13 protein-coding genes and 1 tRNA gene are annotated in these 14,872 nt (G+C 72.4%); 10 read left to right on the top strand and 4 right to left on the bottom strand.

Going from position 1 to position 14,872, the window contains the following annotated elements; translation table 11 throughout:
- Positions 1-13: 13 nt before the first annotated feature.
- The 6 genes from FB455_RS01385 to FB455_RS01410 all read left to right on the top strand — a co-directional run bounded on the left by FB455_RS01385 (position 14) and on the right by FB455_RS01410 (position 7,534).
- Complete coding sequence (locus tag FB455_RS01385; RefSeq protein WP_013287532.1) at positions 14-379, top strand: YciI family protein; 366 nt, start codon at positions 14-16, stop codon at positions 377-379.
- 279 nt (positions 380-658) lie between these two features.
- Positions 659-2,107 carry a pyruvate kinase gene (gene pyk / locus FB455_RS01390; RefSeq protein WP_013287531.1) on the top strand — a complete coding sequence of 483 codons (1,449 nt, stop codon included), beginning with the start codon at positions 659-661 and terminating at the stop codon, positions 2,105-2,107.
- Positions 2,108-2,230: 123 nt separating this feature from the next.
- On the top strand, positions 2,231-3,100 hold the full coding sequence (locus tag FB455_RS01395) for an acyl-CoA thioesterase (protein WP_013287530.1): 870 nt from the start codon (positions 2,231-2,233) through the stop codon (positions 3,098-3,100).
- Between the two features lie 71 nt (positions 3,101-3,171).
- Positions 3,172-3,642: an RrF2 family transcriptional regulator gene (locus FB455_RS01400; protein ID WP_013287529.1), complete on the top strand. Its 471-nt coding sequence runs from the start codon at positions 3,172-3,174 to the stop codon at positions 3,640-3,642.
- 132 nt (positions 3,643-3,774) lie between these two features.
- Complete coding sequence (locus tag FB455_RS01405) at positions 3,775-4,818, top strand: sulfite exporter TauE/SafE family protein (protein WP_145751889.1); 1,044 nt, start codon at positions 3,775-3,777, stop codon at positions 4,816-4,818.
- A gap of 433 nt (positions 4,819-5,251) precedes the next feature.
- Entirely contained in the window at positions 5,252-7,534 is a 2,283-nt protein-coding gene (locus FB455_RS01410; RefSeq protein ID WP_145751891.1) for a rhamnogalacturonan lyase family protein, read from the top strand.
- Between the two features lie 167 nt (positions 7,535-7,701).
- Here FB455_RS01410 and FB455_RS01415 read toward each other — a convergent pair whose 3' ends face one another.
- Together FB455_RS01415 and FB455_RS01420 are read right to left on the bottom strand one after the other, a co-directional pair.
- On the bottom strand, positions 7,702-8,697 hold the full coding sequence (locus tag FB455_RS01415; RefSeq protein WP_174361724.1) for an LLM class flavin-dependent oxidoreductase: 996 nt from the start codon (positions 8,695-8,697) through the stop codon (positions 7,702-7,704).
- Positions 8,698-8,758: 61 nt separating this feature from the next.
- Positions 8,759-9,238: an Lrp/AsnC family transcriptional regulator gene (locus FB455_RS01420; RefSeq protein WP_047894721.1), complete on the bottom strand. Its 480-nt coding sequence runs from the start codon at positions 9,236-9,238 to the stop codon at positions 8,759-8,761.
- 83 nt (positions 9,239-9,321) lie between these two features.
- On the opposite strand from FB455_RS01420, the gene FB455_RS01425 reads away from it, so the two are divergent.
- Complete coding sequence (locus FB455_RS01425) at positions 9,322-10,497, top strand: trans-sulfuration enzyme family protein (protein WP_091331152.1); 1,176 nt, start codon at positions 9,322-9,324, stop codon at positions 10,495-10,497.
- A 36-nt stretch (positions 10,498-10,533) separates the two neighbouring features.
- On the opposite strand, the gene FB455_RS01430 is transcribed toward FB455_RS01425, so the two are convergent.
- Together FB455_RS01430 and FB455_RS01435 are read right to left on the bottom strand one after the other, a co-directional pair.
- Entirely contained in the window at positions 10,534-11,283 is a 750-nt protein-coding gene (locus FB455_RS01430) for a helix-turn-helix domain-containing protein (RefSeq protein ID WP_013287523.1), read from the bottom strand.
- A 35-nt stretch (positions 11,284-11,318) separates the two neighbouring features.
- Positions 11,319-11,392, bottom strand: a tRNA-Leu gene (locus tag FB455_RS01435).
- A gap of 104 nt (positions 11,393-11,496) precedes the next feature.
- Here FB455_RS01435 and FB455_RS01440 point away from each other — a divergent pair.
- From FB455_RS01440 to FB455_RS01450, 3 genes are all read left to right on the top strand, one after another.
- Positions 11,497-12,117, top strand: a complete 621-nt coding sequence (locus FB455_RS01440; protein WP_030503803.1) for an ANTAR domain-containing response regulator — start codon at positions 11,497-11,499, stop codon at positions 12,115-12,117.
- 37 nt (positions 12,118-12,154) lie between these two features.
- Positions 12,155-13,372, top strand: coding sequence for a hypothetical protein (locus FB455_RS01445; RefSeq protein WP_145751893.1), 1,218 nt, complete (start codon positions 12,155-12,157; stop codon positions 13,370-13,372).
- A 257-nt stretch (positions 13,373-13,629) separates the two neighbouring features.
- On the top strand, positions 13,630-14,790 hold the full coding sequence (locus FB455_RS01450) for a branched-chain amino acid ABC transporter substrate-binding protein (RefSeq protein ID WP_145751895.1): 1,161 nt from the start codon (positions 13,630-13,632) through the stop codon (positions 14,788-14,790).
- Positions 14,791-14,872: the final 82 nt, after the last annotated feature.

Consider the following 14,872-nt stretch of genomic DNA (forward strand, 5'->3'; position numbering starts at 1 on the left):
TCAGGAGGTGCGCATGGCCGCGACGCCACGGCTCGACTTCGCGCTGGACACGTACGAGTGCATCGTGCTCTACCCGGGGCCCTCGGGACGGGCCCTGCCGGACGAGACAGTGCAGCGGTTGCAGGCCGAGCACCTCCAGCACATGCGGGCGCTGCAACGGCGCGGCATCGTGCTCGTGGACGGGTCGGTCGACGGCCCGGCCCGGGAACCCGACCCGCCGATCGGTTTCGGCCTGGCCCGGACCGGCTCGGTGGACGACGTCCGCAGCGTCATGGAGGCCGACCCGGCGGTACAGGCCGGGCTCTACCGGGTCGAGGTGCTCACCTTCCTCTGCCCGGCCGGCTCACTGGAGTTCCCGCTGGTCAAGACGGAGAGCTGAGGCTCCGCGCGAGCCCCTCCGACGGCACCGCCCACTGCCGCGTACCCAGTGCCCGCCCACGGCCGGACGGCCGGGCGCGGCGGCCCCACAGTGCCCCCGGCCGGCCCGTGACGGGGAGCGGTACGATTTCTCACCGCGCGGTCGCCGATGCCCGCCACACGACGTTCCGGTGCGGTACGCCTACCGCCCGCCCACGCGGTTGACGCGCGTCGTTGGACAAATGTTCCGCAGTCCGCAAGGGGTCGGCCGGGAGGCCGATCCGGAGGAGAGACTAGCCTGATGGGCGTGACACGCCGCGCGAAGATCGTCTGCACTCTCGGCCCCGCAACCGCCTCCCCGGAGCGTATCCGCGGGCTCGTAGAAGCCGGCATGAACGTGGCGAGGCTCAACTTCAGCCACGGCAGTCACGCCGACCACGAATCGGTCTACCGGTTGGTCCGGGAGGCCGCCGAGGCGTCCGGGCGCCCGGTCGCGGTGCTCGCCGACCTCCAGGGGCCCAAGATCCGGCTGGGCCGGTTCGCCGACGGCCCGCACGAGTGGCGCACCGGCGACTCCGTCGTGATCACCGGCGACGAGGTGGTGGGCACCAAGGAGCGGGTCTCCTGCACCTACCGCAAGCTGCCGCAGGAGGTGAAGCCGGGCGACCGGCTGCTGATCGACGACGGCCGGGTCGCGGTCGAGGTCAGCGACGTCACCGGCAACGACATCCGGTGCCTGGTCACCGAGGGCGGCCCGGTCTCCAACAACAAGGGCGTCTCGCTGCCGAACGTCGCGGTGAGCGTCCCGGCCCTGTCCGACAAGGACGCCGAGGACCTGCGCTTCGCCCTCGGCCTCGGCGTCGACCTGGTCGCGCTCTCCTTCGTCCGCTCGCCGGAGGACATCAAGCTCGTCCACTCGATCATGGACGAGGAGGGCGTGCGCCGCCCGGTCCTGGCCAAGGTCGAGAAGCCGGAGGCGGTCGACCACCTGGAGGCGATCGTGCTCTCCTTCGACGGGGTCATGGTCGCCCGCGGCGACCTCGGCGTCGAACTGCCGCTGGACCAGGTGCCGCTGGTGCAGAAGCGTGCCGTGCAGCTGTGCCGGGAGAACGCCAAGCCGGTCATCGTGGCCACCCAGATGCTCGACTCGATGATCGAGAACTCCCGCCCGACCCGCGCCGAGGCCTCCGACGTGGCCAACGCGGTGCTCGACGGCGCGGACGCGGTGATGCTCTCCGGCGAGACGAGCGTCGGCAAGTACCCGGTGCTCACCGTCAGCACCATGGCGAAGATCATCACCACCACCGAGGCCGGCTCGATCGCCGTCCCCCGGTTGCAGCACGACCCGCGTACGCACGGCGGCGCGCTCACGGTCGCCGCCTCGTCGATCGCCCGGGCCATCGGCGCCAAGGCCATGGTCGCGTTCTCGCAGACCGGTGACACCGTCAAGCGGCTGGCCCGGCTGCACTGCGACCTGCCGCTGCTGGCGTTCACGCCGGTGCCGGAGGTGCGCAACCAGCTCGCGCTCTCCTGGGGCGTGGAGACGTTCCTGATGCCGTTCGTCGAGCACACCGACGACATGTTCCGCCAGGTCGACCAGGCGCTGCTCGGCCTCAACCGGGCCAACCCGGGTGACTACGTGGTGATCGTGGCGGGCAGCCCGCCCGGCACCCCCGGCTCCACCAACACGCTGCGCGTGCACCAGCTCGGTTCGCTGGTCGACGCGGCCTCGGCCCGGGCGCTCCAGTGAGCGCGAGGAGTGAGCCGGGTTTGCGAGCCCCGCAGTCGCGAACGAAGGTGACACAGTGAGTGCGAGGAGTGAGCCGGGTTTGCGAGCCCCGCAGTCGCGAACGAAGGTGACACAGTGAGTGGGGTGGCGACCGGGCAGGCGGCGGTCGACCAGCTGCTGGAGGTGCTCGACCTCGCCCGTACCGGGGAGATGACGTTCCGGGGGATGAGCCCGCAGGTGGGTCCGCAGCGGGTCTACGGCGGGCAGGTCGCCGGCCAGGCCCTGGTCGCAGCTGGCCGCACCGTCGACGCGGAGCGGGCCGTGCACTCCCTGCACGGCTACTTCGTGCGCCCCGGCGACCCGGCCGAGCCGATCGAGTACCAGGTGGAGAACGTCCGTGACGGCCGCTCCTTCTCGGTGCGTCGCTCGGTGGCGTTGCAGCACGACAAGCCGATCTTCTTCATGTCGGCGTCGTTCCAGCGCCAGGAGGAAGGGCTGGACCACCACGCCCCGCTCCCGCCGGACGTACCCGGCCCGGACGACGTGCCGACCATGACCGACCGGCTCTCCCGCTACCCGGAGCGCCTCGGCATCTGGGGGATGATCCCGCGCCCGATCGACGTGCGCTACGTCGGCGAGCCCGGCTGGGTCCGCCCCGGCGACCGCCCGGCCGAACCGCACCAGCGGGTGTGGATGCGCCTGGACGGCAAGCTGCCGGACGATCCGCTGCTGCACGCGTGCGCCCTCACGTACGCCTCCGACCTGACCCTGCTGGACTCGGTGCTGTCGGTGCACGGCGAGGTGTGGGGCCCGGGTGGTGTGGTCGGCGCGAGCCTCGACCACGCGCTGTGGTTCCACAGGTCGTTCCGCGCCGACGAGTGGTTCCTGTACGACTGCTGGAGCCCGTCCGCGTCGGGCGCCCGCGGCCTGGCCACGGGCCGGATGTTCACCACCGACGGCCGGCACATCGCCAGCGCCGTCCAGGAGGGGCTGCTGCGGCGCGTCGGCGGCTGAGAGCCCGATCGGTGATCGTCCGGGTGCGGGTCGGGGGGCGGGCCCGCACCGCAGCGGACTAACCTGGCCGTATGCGTCTCTCCGCCCGGGTCGACTATGCCCTCCGCGCGGCCGCTGAGCTGGCCTCGGTCGCGGTCGGGGGGACCACTGGGCGGAGCCGGCCGGTGACCGCCGAGCAGATCGCCCGCGCGCAGGACATCCCGCCGAAGTTCCTGGAGAGCATCCTGCTGCAACTGCGCCGGGGCGGCATCGTGCACGCCCAGCGTGGCCCCGAGGGCGGCTACTGGCTGGCCCGGCCGGCCGGGGAGATCTCCCTGGCCGAGGTGATCCGCGTCATCGACGGTCCACTCGCGCACGTACGCGGGCAGCGCCCGGAACAGCTCGGCTACCAGGGTGCGGCCCGCGCGTTGCAGGACGTCTGGATCGCGCTTCGGGCCAGCGAGCGGGAGATCCTCGAGCTGGTCACCATCGCCGACGTGGCCGCCGGCGCGCTGCCCGGCCGGGTCAACGAGCTGGCCGCCGACCCGCGCGCCTGGAGCTGACGCCGGCTTCCGCACACCTCGGCACACCGTCCGGCGTCTCCTACCAACCGGATGGGGGACTTGACCCGGGGCGCCTCCGTGCCGCATTGTCGACCAAGTTGATAGGAGATACCGAAAAGTCAGGGGGCGCTCGTGCGCAAGCTGCTGGTCCTCGCCCTCGTCGGGCTCGCCGCGCAACTCGTCGATGGCGCGCTCGGCATGGCGTACGGGCTGACCTCCTCGACGCTTCTCCTGTTCGCCGGTGTGGCACCGGCCGCGGCGTCCGCCTCGGTGCACCTGGCCGAGATCGGCACCACGCTCGCCGCGGGCGTCTCGCACTGGCGATTCGGTAACGTCGACTGGCGGGTGGTCGGCCGCATCGCGCTGCCCGGCGCGATCGGCGCGTTCGCCGGGGCGACATTCCTCAGCTCCATCTCCACCGAGGCCGCGGCACCGTGGATGGCCGCCATCCTGTTCACGCTCGGCGCGTACCTGCTGGTGCGGTTCTCCCGGCCGCTGCGCGCCAACCGCGCGGCCGGCCGGCTGCGCAGCCGCTTCCTCGCCCCGCTCGGCCTGGTCGCCGGCTTCGTCGACGCCACCGGCGGCGGTGGCTGGGGGCCGGTCGCCACCCCGGCGCTGCTCGTCTCCGGCCGGATGGAACCCCGCAAGGTCATCGGCTCGGTGGACACCTCCGAGTTCGTGGTGGCCGGCGCGGCCAGCATCGGCTTCCTCATCGGCCTGGGCTCCGAGGGTTTCCTGCTGCCCACTGTGGCCGCTCTCCTGGTCGGCGGCCTGATCGCCGCGCCGATCGCGGCCTGGCTGGTCCGCATCGTCCCCGCCCAGCTGCTCGGCGCCGTGATCGGCGGCGTGATCGTGCTGACGAACGCCCGCACGCTGCTGAGCGCCGGCGGCGTGGGCGGCTCGGTGCCGGTGGTGGTGTACGTGCTGCTCGGTGTCGCGTGGCTGGTCGCCGTCGGGCTGGCGGTGCGCGCCCTGCGCCGTACCCGCCGGGCACGCGCCACAGTCGAGGCGGCCCTCGCCGACGGCCCTGCTCCGGCAGGAGAGCCTGCCGCGTCGGCGGAGCCGGCGGAGTTCGCCAAGCCGGGTGAGTCCGCCGCGCCGGCGGAGCCCGCGGCGTCGGGGGAGTCCGCCGAGGCCGCGGAGTCGCGGAAGCTCGCCGCCGCCGTCGAAGGCTGAGCCCTCAGGCCTTTCCGGGGCGCGCCCCCCGCACCCGCGAGGGGTGTTCCTCGGCGTGTCGCCCTCCGGAGACACAAGCCCTCCAACCGATATGCCTCTCGGTCATATTTATGACCGAGAGGCATATCGGTTGTCGGCTGTCCCTTCTCGCCGCCCGCCGCGACCCTGCCGTGCCGCCGACCCGCCGTGCCGCCGACCCGCCGTGCCGCCGCGCCGGCCGCCACCGCGACGGGACGGGGTGAAGGGCGCGTGCGACGTGCCCGGTGAGTCCGGTGCTTGTGGGTGTGTCCAGCGGTGACCTAGGCTGACGGAGCGCGGAGCCGAATCATGGACGTCGATGTGTTGACGTCGCTCGTCGCGTCAGGGCACGAATTCGCCGGTCCGGGCAGGCCGGCGCTCGCCCCGTGCCTGACCTCCGCGAAAGGCATTCCCCGTGCACCTCACCACCCCACGCCGCCGGATCGCGCTGCTCGCCGCGGCTTCGGCGGTCACCCTGTCGGCCGGCGCGCTCACCACGATGACCGCCGCGGCGGCTGCCGCCGCCTGCCGGGTCGACTACCGGATCACCAACCAGTGGAGCGGCGGCTTCGGCGCCGACGTGACAGTGACGAACCTCGGCGACCCGGTCAACGGCTGGACCCTCGGCTGGAGCTTCGCCGCCGGCCAGCAGGTCGTCCAGGCGTGGAACGCGACTGTCAGCCAGTCCGGCGCCCAGGTCAGCGCCCGCGACGCCGGCTACAACGCGGCCATCGGCACCGGCGGCACCGCGAACTTCGGCTTCAACGGCTCGTGGAACAACGCGTCGAACCCGGTCCCGGCCGCGTTCACGCTCAACGGCACCGCCTGCACCGGCGCGCCGTCCACCAGCGCGCCACCGTCGACGCCACCACCGAGCACGCCACCGCCCACCACGCCACCGCCGTCCACACCCCCGCCCACCACCCCGCCACCGACCACCCCGCCGGCCGGCGCGAAGCAGATGGAGGACCTCGACCGGAGCCTGATCAGCGTCCGCTCCGGCAGCGGGAACCTGGTCTCCTGGCGGCTGCTGGGCACCGAGACGACGGGGGTCTCGTTCAACCTCTACCGGGGCGGTACCAAGGTCAACGGCAGTCCGATCACCGGCGCCACCACGTACCTGGACAGCGGCGCGGCGGCCGGATCGGCGTACACCGTGCGGGCCGTGGTGAACGGCGCCGAGCAGGCGGCGTCCGCCCCGGCGCTCCAGTTCGCCAACGGTTACCTGGACGTGCCGATCCAGCCGCCGCCCGGCGGCACCACCCCGTCCGGGGAGGGGTACAGCTACGCGGCGAACGACGCGAGCGTCGGTGACCTCGACGGCGACGGCCGCTACGAGTTCGTGCTCAAGTGGGATCCGTCGAACGCCAAGGACAACTCGCAGTCCGGCTACACCGGCAACGTCTACGTCGACGCGTACACGCTCACCGGCACCCGGCTGTGGCGCATCGACCTCGGCCGCAACATCCGCGCCGGCGCCCACTACACCCAGTTCCAGGTGTACGACTACGACGGCGACGGGGACGCCGAGGTGGCCGTGAAGACCGCCGACGGCACCCGCTCCGGCACCGGCCAGGTGATCGGCAACGGCTCGGCCGACCACCGCAACTCCAGCGGCTACGTGCTCGCCGGACCGGAGTACCTGACCATGTTCGACGGCCGCACCGGCGCGGCGCTGTCCACCGTCGACTACGACCCGCCGCGCGGCACCGTCTCGTCCTGGGGCGACTCGTACGGCAACCGGGTCGACCGGTTCCTCGCCGGCACCGCGTACCTGGACGGGCAGCGCCCCTCGCTGATCATGGCGCGCGGCTACTACACCAGGGCCGTCGTCGCGGCCTGGGACTTCCGCGACGGCACGCTGCGCAAGCGCTGGACGTTCGACTCGAACGCCTCCGGCAACGGCGCCGCCGCCGGCCAGGGCAACCACCAGCTCTCCGTGGCCGACGTGGACAACGACGGCCGCCAGGAGATCGTGTACGGCGCCGCCACCATCGACGACAACGGCCGGCTGCTGTACTCCACCGGCAACGGCCACGGCGACGCCCTGCACGTCGGCGACCTCGACCCCTCCCGCGCGGGCCTGGAGGTGTTCAAGGTCGACGAGGACGGCAGCAAGCCCAGCTCCTGGATGGCCGACGCGCGTACCGGGCAGATCATCTGGCAGACCGCGCCGAGCGGCGACAACGGCCGCGGCGTCTCCGGCGACGTCTGGGCGGGCAGCCCGGGTGCCGAGTCCTGGTCGTCGGCTGTCGACGGGCTGCTGAACACCCGGGGCCAGAACGTCGGGCGCAAACCGTCGTCGGCGAACTTCCTGATCTGGTGGGACGGCGACCCGGTCCGGGAGCTGCTCGACGCCACGAAGATCGACAAGTACGGCACCGGCGGCGACACCCGGCTGCTCACCGGCAGCGGCGTCGCCTCGAACAACGGCACCAAGTCCACCCCGGCGCTCTCCGCGGACCTGCTCGGCGACTGGCGCGAGGAGGTCGTCTGGCGCACCTCCGACAGCACCGCGCTACGGATCTACAGCACACCTGTGACCACCGGGCTGCGCCTGCCGACGCTGATGCACGACCCGCAGTACCGGGTGGCGGTGGCCTGGCAGAACACCGCCTACAACCAGCCGCCGCACCCCGGCTACTTCCTGGGCGACGGCATGAGCACCCCGCCCGCGCCGAACATCTACCTGCGCTGAAACGGCAGGCACCGGGTCGCCGGCCGCGGAATCCGCTCCGCCGGCGACCCGGTGCACCACACCGCAGCATTCCCGACCCGTCCCGACCGGGAATGCCGTACCACCACCGGGGACAAAGTTATGCGTCCCACGCGACGGTGCGGTGACGTCGCTATGAAGAGCGTGTTTCAGCCCTCCCGGCGCAGCCCGCCCGCCACCTTCTCGGCGATCAGCTCGAACGAGCGGACCCGGTCCGCCACGTCGTACACCATCGTGGTGAGCATCAGTTCGTCCGCGCCGGTGCGCTCCAGCAACTCACCGAGCTGCCGGGCCACCGTCTCCGGCGAACCGGTCGCCTGGCCGTCGCGGCGCTGGGCGACGAACTCCCGCTCGAACTCCGAGTACGGGTACGCCGCCGCCTCCTCCGGCGTGACGAGCGGCTCCGGCCGCCCCGACCGCAGCTTCAGGAACGACAGCCCGGACGGCCCGGCCAGCCACTCGGCCCGCTCGTCGGTCTCCGCGCAGACCGCGTTGACAGCCACCATCGCGTACGGCCGGTCCAGCCACTGCGACGGCCGGAAGTTCTGCCGGTAGAGCTGCAACGCCGGGATCGTGTTCTGCGAGCTGAAGTGATGCGCGAACGAGAACGGCAGCCCGAGCAGACCGGCCAGCTGCGCGCTGAACCCGCTGGACCCGAGCAGCCACACCTGCGGCGACTGGCCGCGGCCCGGCGTCGCGGTGATCGGGCCCGGCTCGGCGCCGGAGAAGTAGTTCATCAGGTCGGCCAGCTCGCGCGGGAAGTGCTCCGCGGACAGGCCCTCCATGGTGCGGCGCAGCGCCAGCGCGGTCACCTGGTCGGTGCCCGGCGCCCGGCCGATGCCCAGGTCGATCCGGCCCGGGTGCAGCGCCTCCAGCGTGCCGAACTGCTCGGCCACCACCAGCGGCGCGTGGTTGGGCAGCATCACCCCGCCCGAGCCGAGCCGGATCGTGCTGGTGTTCGCCGCCAGGTGCGCGAGCAGCACCGCCGGGGCGGAACTCGCGATGGCGGGCATGTTGTGGTGCTCGGCCACCCAGAACCGGCGGTAGCCCAGCTCCTCGGTGCGGCGGGCCAGCTCCGTGGTGTACCGCAGCGCCTCACCGGCGTTGCCGGTCGCCGCCACCGGGGCAAGATCAAGAACAGACATGGGTACGTCGATCACAGGCAGGTGCAACCCGCGACGTGCCGGAATTGTTCCGCCGGGTGCGCTACCCCATACCGCGGGCCTGCTCGAAGATCAGGCTGGTCTGCGTGTGCTGCACCGCCGGATCGACAGCCAGATGATCCAGGACGAAGTCCCGCAGCGCGTCGCCGGAGGCGGCGCGCACGTGCAGCACGTAGTCCTCCGCGCCCGCCACATGGAACACCGACACCACGCCGGGCAGCCGTACCGACCGGGCGCGGAACGCGTCAACAGCGGCCCGCTCGTGCGCGGTCAGCCGCACCGACACCAGCGCCTGCAACGGCAGGCCCACCGCCGCCGGGTCCACCTCGGCGTGGAACCCGCGGATCGCCCCGCACTCCCGCAGCGCCCGGGTACGCGTCAGGCACGTCGACGGCGCCACCCCGACCCGCTCGGCCAGCGCGTTGTTCGGCAGCCGGCCGTCGGCCGCCAGCTCGGTGAGGATCGCGCGGTCGGTGTCGTCCAGGCCGGCGAACGGCCGTACATCATTCGGTGCGGCAGGCATGCGACCATCTTTCACCGAATCACAGCCGGACGAAAGCGCGATTGCCAGAATCTTGTTCGCTGCTATTGCCTCTAGCCGTCGTCATGTTCGACGCTTCCGGCATGACTTCCGTGGACACCGCAGCCGTACACGCCGGGCGCGCCGACCTCGCCGGGCTCGGCGTCCACGTCCCGCCGATCGACCTGTCCACCACCAACCCGCTGCCCTCGGTGGCCGGCGGCGGTGACGACTACGAGACACTCGCCACCGGCGGCACCCTCCCGGCCGGCGGCAGCGCCGTCTACCAGCGCCTCTGGAACCCCACTGTGGCCCGGTTCGAGACCGCCCTCGCTGAGCTCGAAGGCACCGCCGAGGCCGTCGCGTTCGCCAGCGGCATGGCCGCGCTCACCGCCACCCTGCTCGCCGCCACCCGCGACGGCAAGCGTCACGTCGTCGCCGTCCGCCCCCTCTACGGCGGCACCGACCACGTCCTCGCCACCGGCCTGCTCGGCACCGCTGTCACCTGGGCCACCACCGCCGACGTGGCCGCCGCGATCCGCCCCGACACCGCCCTGGTCGTGGTCGAGACGCCTGCCAACCCCAGCCTCGACCTGGTCGACATCGCCGCGCTCGCCGACGCCGCCGGTGACGTCCCGCTGCTCGTCGACAACACCGTCGCCACCCCGGTGCTCCAGCAGCCCGCCCGCCACGGCGCCGCGCTCGTGCTGCACAGCGCCACCAAGAGCATCGGCGGCCACGGCGACGTCCTCGCCGGCGTCGTCGCCTGCGGACCCGAGTGGGCCGCCCGGCTGCGTCAGGTCCGCGCCGTCACCGGCGCCGTCCTGCACCCGCTCGGCGCCTATCTGCTGCACCGCGGCATCCAGACCCTCCCGCTGCGCGTCCGCGCCCAGCAGGCCGGCGCGGAGAAGCTCGCCGCCTGGCTCGCCGGGCACCCCGCCGTCGAGCGCGTCCACCACCCGTCGCTGCACGACCCGGCCGGACTGGTCGGCCGCCAGATGTCCGGCACCGGCAGCCTGCTCGCCTTCGAGGTACGCGGCGGTGCGCCCGCCGCGGCCGAGGTCGCCGGCGCCTGCGAGCTGATCACGCACGCCGTGTCGCTCGGCGGCGTCGACACGCTGATCCAGCACCCGGCCTCGCTCACCCACCGGCCGGTCGAGGGCGACGCCAAGCCGTGCGGCGGGCTGTTGCGGGTCTCGGTCGGCCTGGAGGACCCGGAGGACCTGCGGGCGGATCTCGCGCGGGCGTTGGCGCGGATCTGACGCCCGTCGGCAGGCCGCGTGCGCGGCGTCGCCGGGTCACGACTTCGGGCCGACGTGCCGGTCGAGGGCGGCGACGGCTTCCCGGCGGGCCACCGACAGGGAGTTGCGGCGGTTCATCCGCCAGGCGATGCCGAGCCGGTCGAGGGCCTGCTGGCACAGACCCATGATGTCGCCCGACTCGTTGTGGAACATGTAACGGGGATAGACGTACTCCTTGCCCCGGACGACGACCCGGTTGGCGAAGCGGCAGCCGTCGGAATGGAAGAGGCCGCGGAGGAAGTCGCCCGCGTGGGCCTCGACGATGGGGCGCTGCCAGTCGGCCAGGACGATCGGGCGTTGGTGCTTCTTGCCAGGGCCGTGCTGGGGGAACAGGCACGGCCAGTGCTTGCCGTAGCTCTGCACGCTGACGCACCCCGGATGCCGGACGCGCTGCACCTTCTCCGCCAGCACCGCGCGCATGGCGTCGTCGCACGCCTCGATCAGTCCGGGCCAGCTGTTGCTGCAGGAGATCCGGAGCACCGGCACCCGCGCCCTGGTCACGAGATGCCCGTCGCCAAGGTAGAGCCCGAGAAGATAGGCGTAGGCCGCCGGATCTGTCGGAACGCTGACATCGTCGCGGCAACGGAAACACCGCAGTGCGGTGCCTAGAACCGCGGCGGTCGGGCGGTCTCTGCACCAGTGCCAGACGGTGCGGTAGTTGAGGCCGACGGCGCGGGCCGCCTCCGCGACGGTCGCCCCGGACAGAAAGGCCTGACGTGCTCGGGCGCGGATCTCGGGTGGGTGCACGAGAGCATCTTCGAACGCCCGTACGACAACTTCGGTGTCCCCGGTGGGACTCGAACCCACACTGTCGGAGGTTTGAGCTCCGTTTCTCTGCCGATTGGAATACGGGGACAGGCTCGCGCGACGCTCTCGCGTCGTGCCATAGGTTACCTACTACGCTAGGGGCGGCGACACCCGGCACGGCGGGTGTCGGGCTCGAACCGGTGGGAGTGGCTCGTGGGCGAGATGCAGGCGGACGCCGAGCGCAAGCGCGTTCTGATCGCCGAGGACGAGGCGCTCATCCGGCTGGACCTGGCCGAGATGCTTGTCGAAGAGGGCTACGAGGTGGTCGGCGAGGCCGGTGACGGCGAGACCGCCGTCAAGCTCGCCGAGGAGCTCAAGCCGGATCTGGTCATCCTCGACATCAAGATGCCGATCATGGACGGGCTCGCCGCCGCCGAGCGGATCGCCGGCGCGCGCATCGCCCCGGTGATCATCCTGACCGCGTTCAGCCAGCGTGACCTGGTGGAGCGGGCGCGGGCGGCCGGCGCGATGGCGTACCTGGTCAAGCCGTTCCAGAAGAGCGACCTGGTGCCGGCGGTGGAGATCGCGCTGTCCCGCTACTCCGAGATCGCCGCACTGGAGTCGGAGGTCGCCGGTCTCACCGACCGGCTGGAGATCCGCAAGACCGTCGAGCGCGCCAAGGGTGCGCTGATGACCACGTACGGGATGACCGAGCCGCAGGCGTTCAAGTGGATCCAGCGCACCGCGATGGACCACCGGATGACCATGAAGGAGGTCGCCGAGCGGATCCTCGCGGAGACCACCGGCGGCGAGGTGGAGCAGCCCGCGTCCTGACCTCCCGCGGAGGCGTCCGATCGATAGGATCGGATCCATGCCTTCCCCGCGCGCCCGGCCGGTCCTCGTCGCCGTCGCCGCCGCGCTGCTCCTGGTGGCCTGCCACGCGACGCCGCGACCGCTGCCCGAGCCCGCCCCGGTACGCCCGCAGTGGCAGTCCGTCGATCTGGCCCTTCCCGCCGGCGCCACCGGACGTCCGGTGCTGCGCGACGTCGCGCGGTGCGCCGGCCGGTGGTACGTGGTGGGCGGGCTGGTCGATCCGGCGGGGGAGACCCGCCCGGCTGCCTGGTCCTCATCGGACGGCGTGACCTGGTCGCCGATTCCGGTGCGCGCGCAGACGTTCTACGGCCGCCAGCACGTGCTCTACGCGGTGGCGTGCCGCGACGACGGGATGGCGGCGCTGGGCGCGAAGACCGGTGGCGTGCACGGCAATCCGCGTACCGGAACGTGGGTGTGGCGTCCGGGTGGGCCGTTGCGGGAGATTCCGGCGGCGTTCGAGTTGTTCGGCGGCCCGCGCGCGGTGAGCGCGTCGCGGCTGGCGGCGGGTCCGGCCGGCTGGCTGGTCGCCGGGGCGCGCGCGGACGGTGCGGCGGTGTGGTCGTCGCCGGACGCGGAGGGGTTCGTCCTGCGCGAGGGGGTCGCGGAGCTGGCCGGCGACGGCCGGGGCCGGACGGCGGCGTACGACGTGGCGGCTGTGGGGCCGGGCTGGCTGGTGGTGGGGTCGTTGCTGCCGCCCGGCGGTACGTCCCGGACGCCGCTTTCGTGGTTCTCGGCCGACGGCCGGGTGTGGCGGCGGGTGGCTCTGCCGATGCCGGCGGGTACCTCCGGGGCGGCGGAGCGGGTGGTGCCGGCCGACGGCGGGCCGGTGGCGGTCGGCCCGGTGGGTGACCGCTTCGCCGTGTGGCGCGGGTGCGACGACTGCGGCTCGCCGTCCGCCGGTTCGGCGGGTGCGGCGCAGGGGTGGCGGCGGGTCGGCGGGTTCGGCTCGGCGGGCCCCGGGGTGTCGTCGGTGGACGCGCTCGCGGCGTCCGGTGGGCGGCTCGTCGCGGTGGCCGGGGACGGGGGTCAGCGACGGCTCTGGATGTCGCGTGACGGCGGTGCGTCGTGGCTTCCGGTGATCACGCCGGTGCCGGTGCCGGACGGGGGCGACGCGGCGCTGACGGTGGCCGTCCGCGACGACGGGCTGCTCGTGGTCGCCGACGACGGAAAAACATCCCGTGCCTGGTGGGGGGCGTTGTCCGCCGTCGATCGGTAGCGGGTGGGGAGGGCCTGGCCCGTTACCGAGGAATAGTCGGTGAAAGCCTTTGCCCGCCTTCGCTTCTTACGCCGATGGGCTTGAATCCGCCACGGCGTGTAACGGTTCGGTCAACCCCGCTTTCCAGGTCTTACGCCACCGCTCGCGGTGGGATAACGTCCCGGCCCAGACCGGCGACGACGGTCTTGGTTCGTCCACCCCGCAAGGGCCAATCAGCGGCGGGTGGTTCGGATCATGGACGGAGGAGGGTTCGGGCCTTGAGGCAGAAGCTCGCACGCGTGATCGGCGGGGTCGCCATGCTGGCGCTCGTCGCCGGTGGCACCGCTTGTTCCAGCGGCAGCGACGATGAGGGTTCCGGGGGCAGCGCCTGCGGGAGCAAGATCGCTTTCTTCGGCGCGCTGACCGGTAGCTCGGCCGCGCTGGGCATCAACGAGAAGAACGGCGTCAAGCTGGCCGTCGACAAGTACAACAAGGAGAACCCGGACTGCAAGGTCGAGCTCGCCGAGCTCGACTCGCAGGGCAGCCCGGACCAGGCGCCGGGTCTGGCCCAGAAGGCGATCGACGACACCAAGATCCTGGGTGTCGTGGGTCCGGCCTACTCGGGTGAGTCCGAGGCCGCCGGCCCGCTGTTCAACGAGGCCGGTCTGGTCACCATCACCCCCTCCGCGACCAACCCGACCCTGGCCACCAAGGGCTGGAAGACGTTCTTCCGTGCGGTCGGCAACGACCTGAGCCAGGGCCCCGCCGCCGGCGTCTACATGAAGAACGTGCTCAAGGCCGACCGGGTCTACGTCATCGACGACCAGTCCGCCTACGGTGCCGGCCTGGCCGACGAGGTCAAGAAGGTGCTCGGCCCCGCGGTCGTGGGCAGCGACAAGGTCCAGGGCGAGGGCAAGCAGGTCGAGTTCTCCGGTGTGGTCACCAAGGTCAAGGCCGCCAACGTGAAGGCGGTCTTCTACGGCGGCTACTACCAGGAGGCCGGCCTGATCCGTAAGCAGCTCACCGCTGCCGGCGTCACCGCTCCGCTGGTCGCCGGTGACGGCGTGAACGACGGCGCCTACATCACCTCCGCCGGCCAGGCGGCTGCCGAGGGCACCATCCTCACCTGCCCCTGCCAGCCGTCCACCGAGGCGCGCGGCACCTTCGCCGCCGACTTCAAGGCGCTCAACGGCACCGACCCGGGCACCTACAGCGACACCGCGTTCGACGCGGCGAACATCCTGCTGGCGGGCATCAAGGCCGGCAAGACCAGCCGTGCCGACCTGCTGGAGTTCGTCAAGGGCTACAGCGGCGAGGGCGTGGCGTCCACCTACAAGTTCGTCGAGGGCGGCGAGCTCGACCCGGCGCAGGTCAAGGTCTGGGCGTTCAAGGTGCAGGGCGGCAAGGTCGTCCCGGACCAGGAGATCCCCAAGTCCTGATCGGTCGATCGCTGGGCTGGCGATTGAGTTGTGATCGCGGGTGCGGCCGGGAGCTGGCTCCCGGCCGCACCCTCTTTTTCTC

The sequence above is a fragment of the Micromonospora sp. CNZ296 genome, assembly GCF_007827635.1.

What these genes read in the sequence shown, in the direction of transcription:
- FB455_RS01385 (WP_013287532.1), top strand. Translation starts at nt 14, where the DNA reads ATGGCCGCGACGCCACGGCTCGACTTCGCGCTGGACACGTACGAGTGC.
- pyk (WP_013287531.1), top strand. Translation starts at nt 659, where the DNA reads ATGGGCGTGACACGCCGCGCGAAGATCGTCTGCACTCTCGGCCCCGCA.
- FB455_RS01400 (WP_013287529.1), top strand. Translation starts at nt 3,172, where the DNA reads ATGCGTCTCTCCGCCCGGGTCGACTATGCCCTCCGCGCGGCCGCTGAG.
- FB455_RS01415 (WP_174361724.1), bottom strand. Translation starts at nt 8,697, where the DNA reads ATGTCTGTTCTTGATCTTGCCCCGGTGGCGGCGACCGGCAACGCCGGT.
- FB455_RS01420 (WP_047894721.1), bottom strand. Translation starts at nt 9,238, where the DNA reads ATGCCTGCCGCACCGAATGATGTACGGCCGTTCGCCGGCCTGGACGAC.
- FB455_RS01425 (WP_091331152.1), top strand. Translation starts at nt 9,322, where the DNA reads ATGTTCGACGCTTCCGGCATGACTTCCGTGGACACCGCAGCCGTACAC.
- FB455_RS01445 (WP_145751893.1), top strand. Translation starts at nt 12,155, where the DNA reads ATGCCTTCCCCGCGCGCCCGGCCGGTCCTCGTCGCCGTCGCCGCCGCG.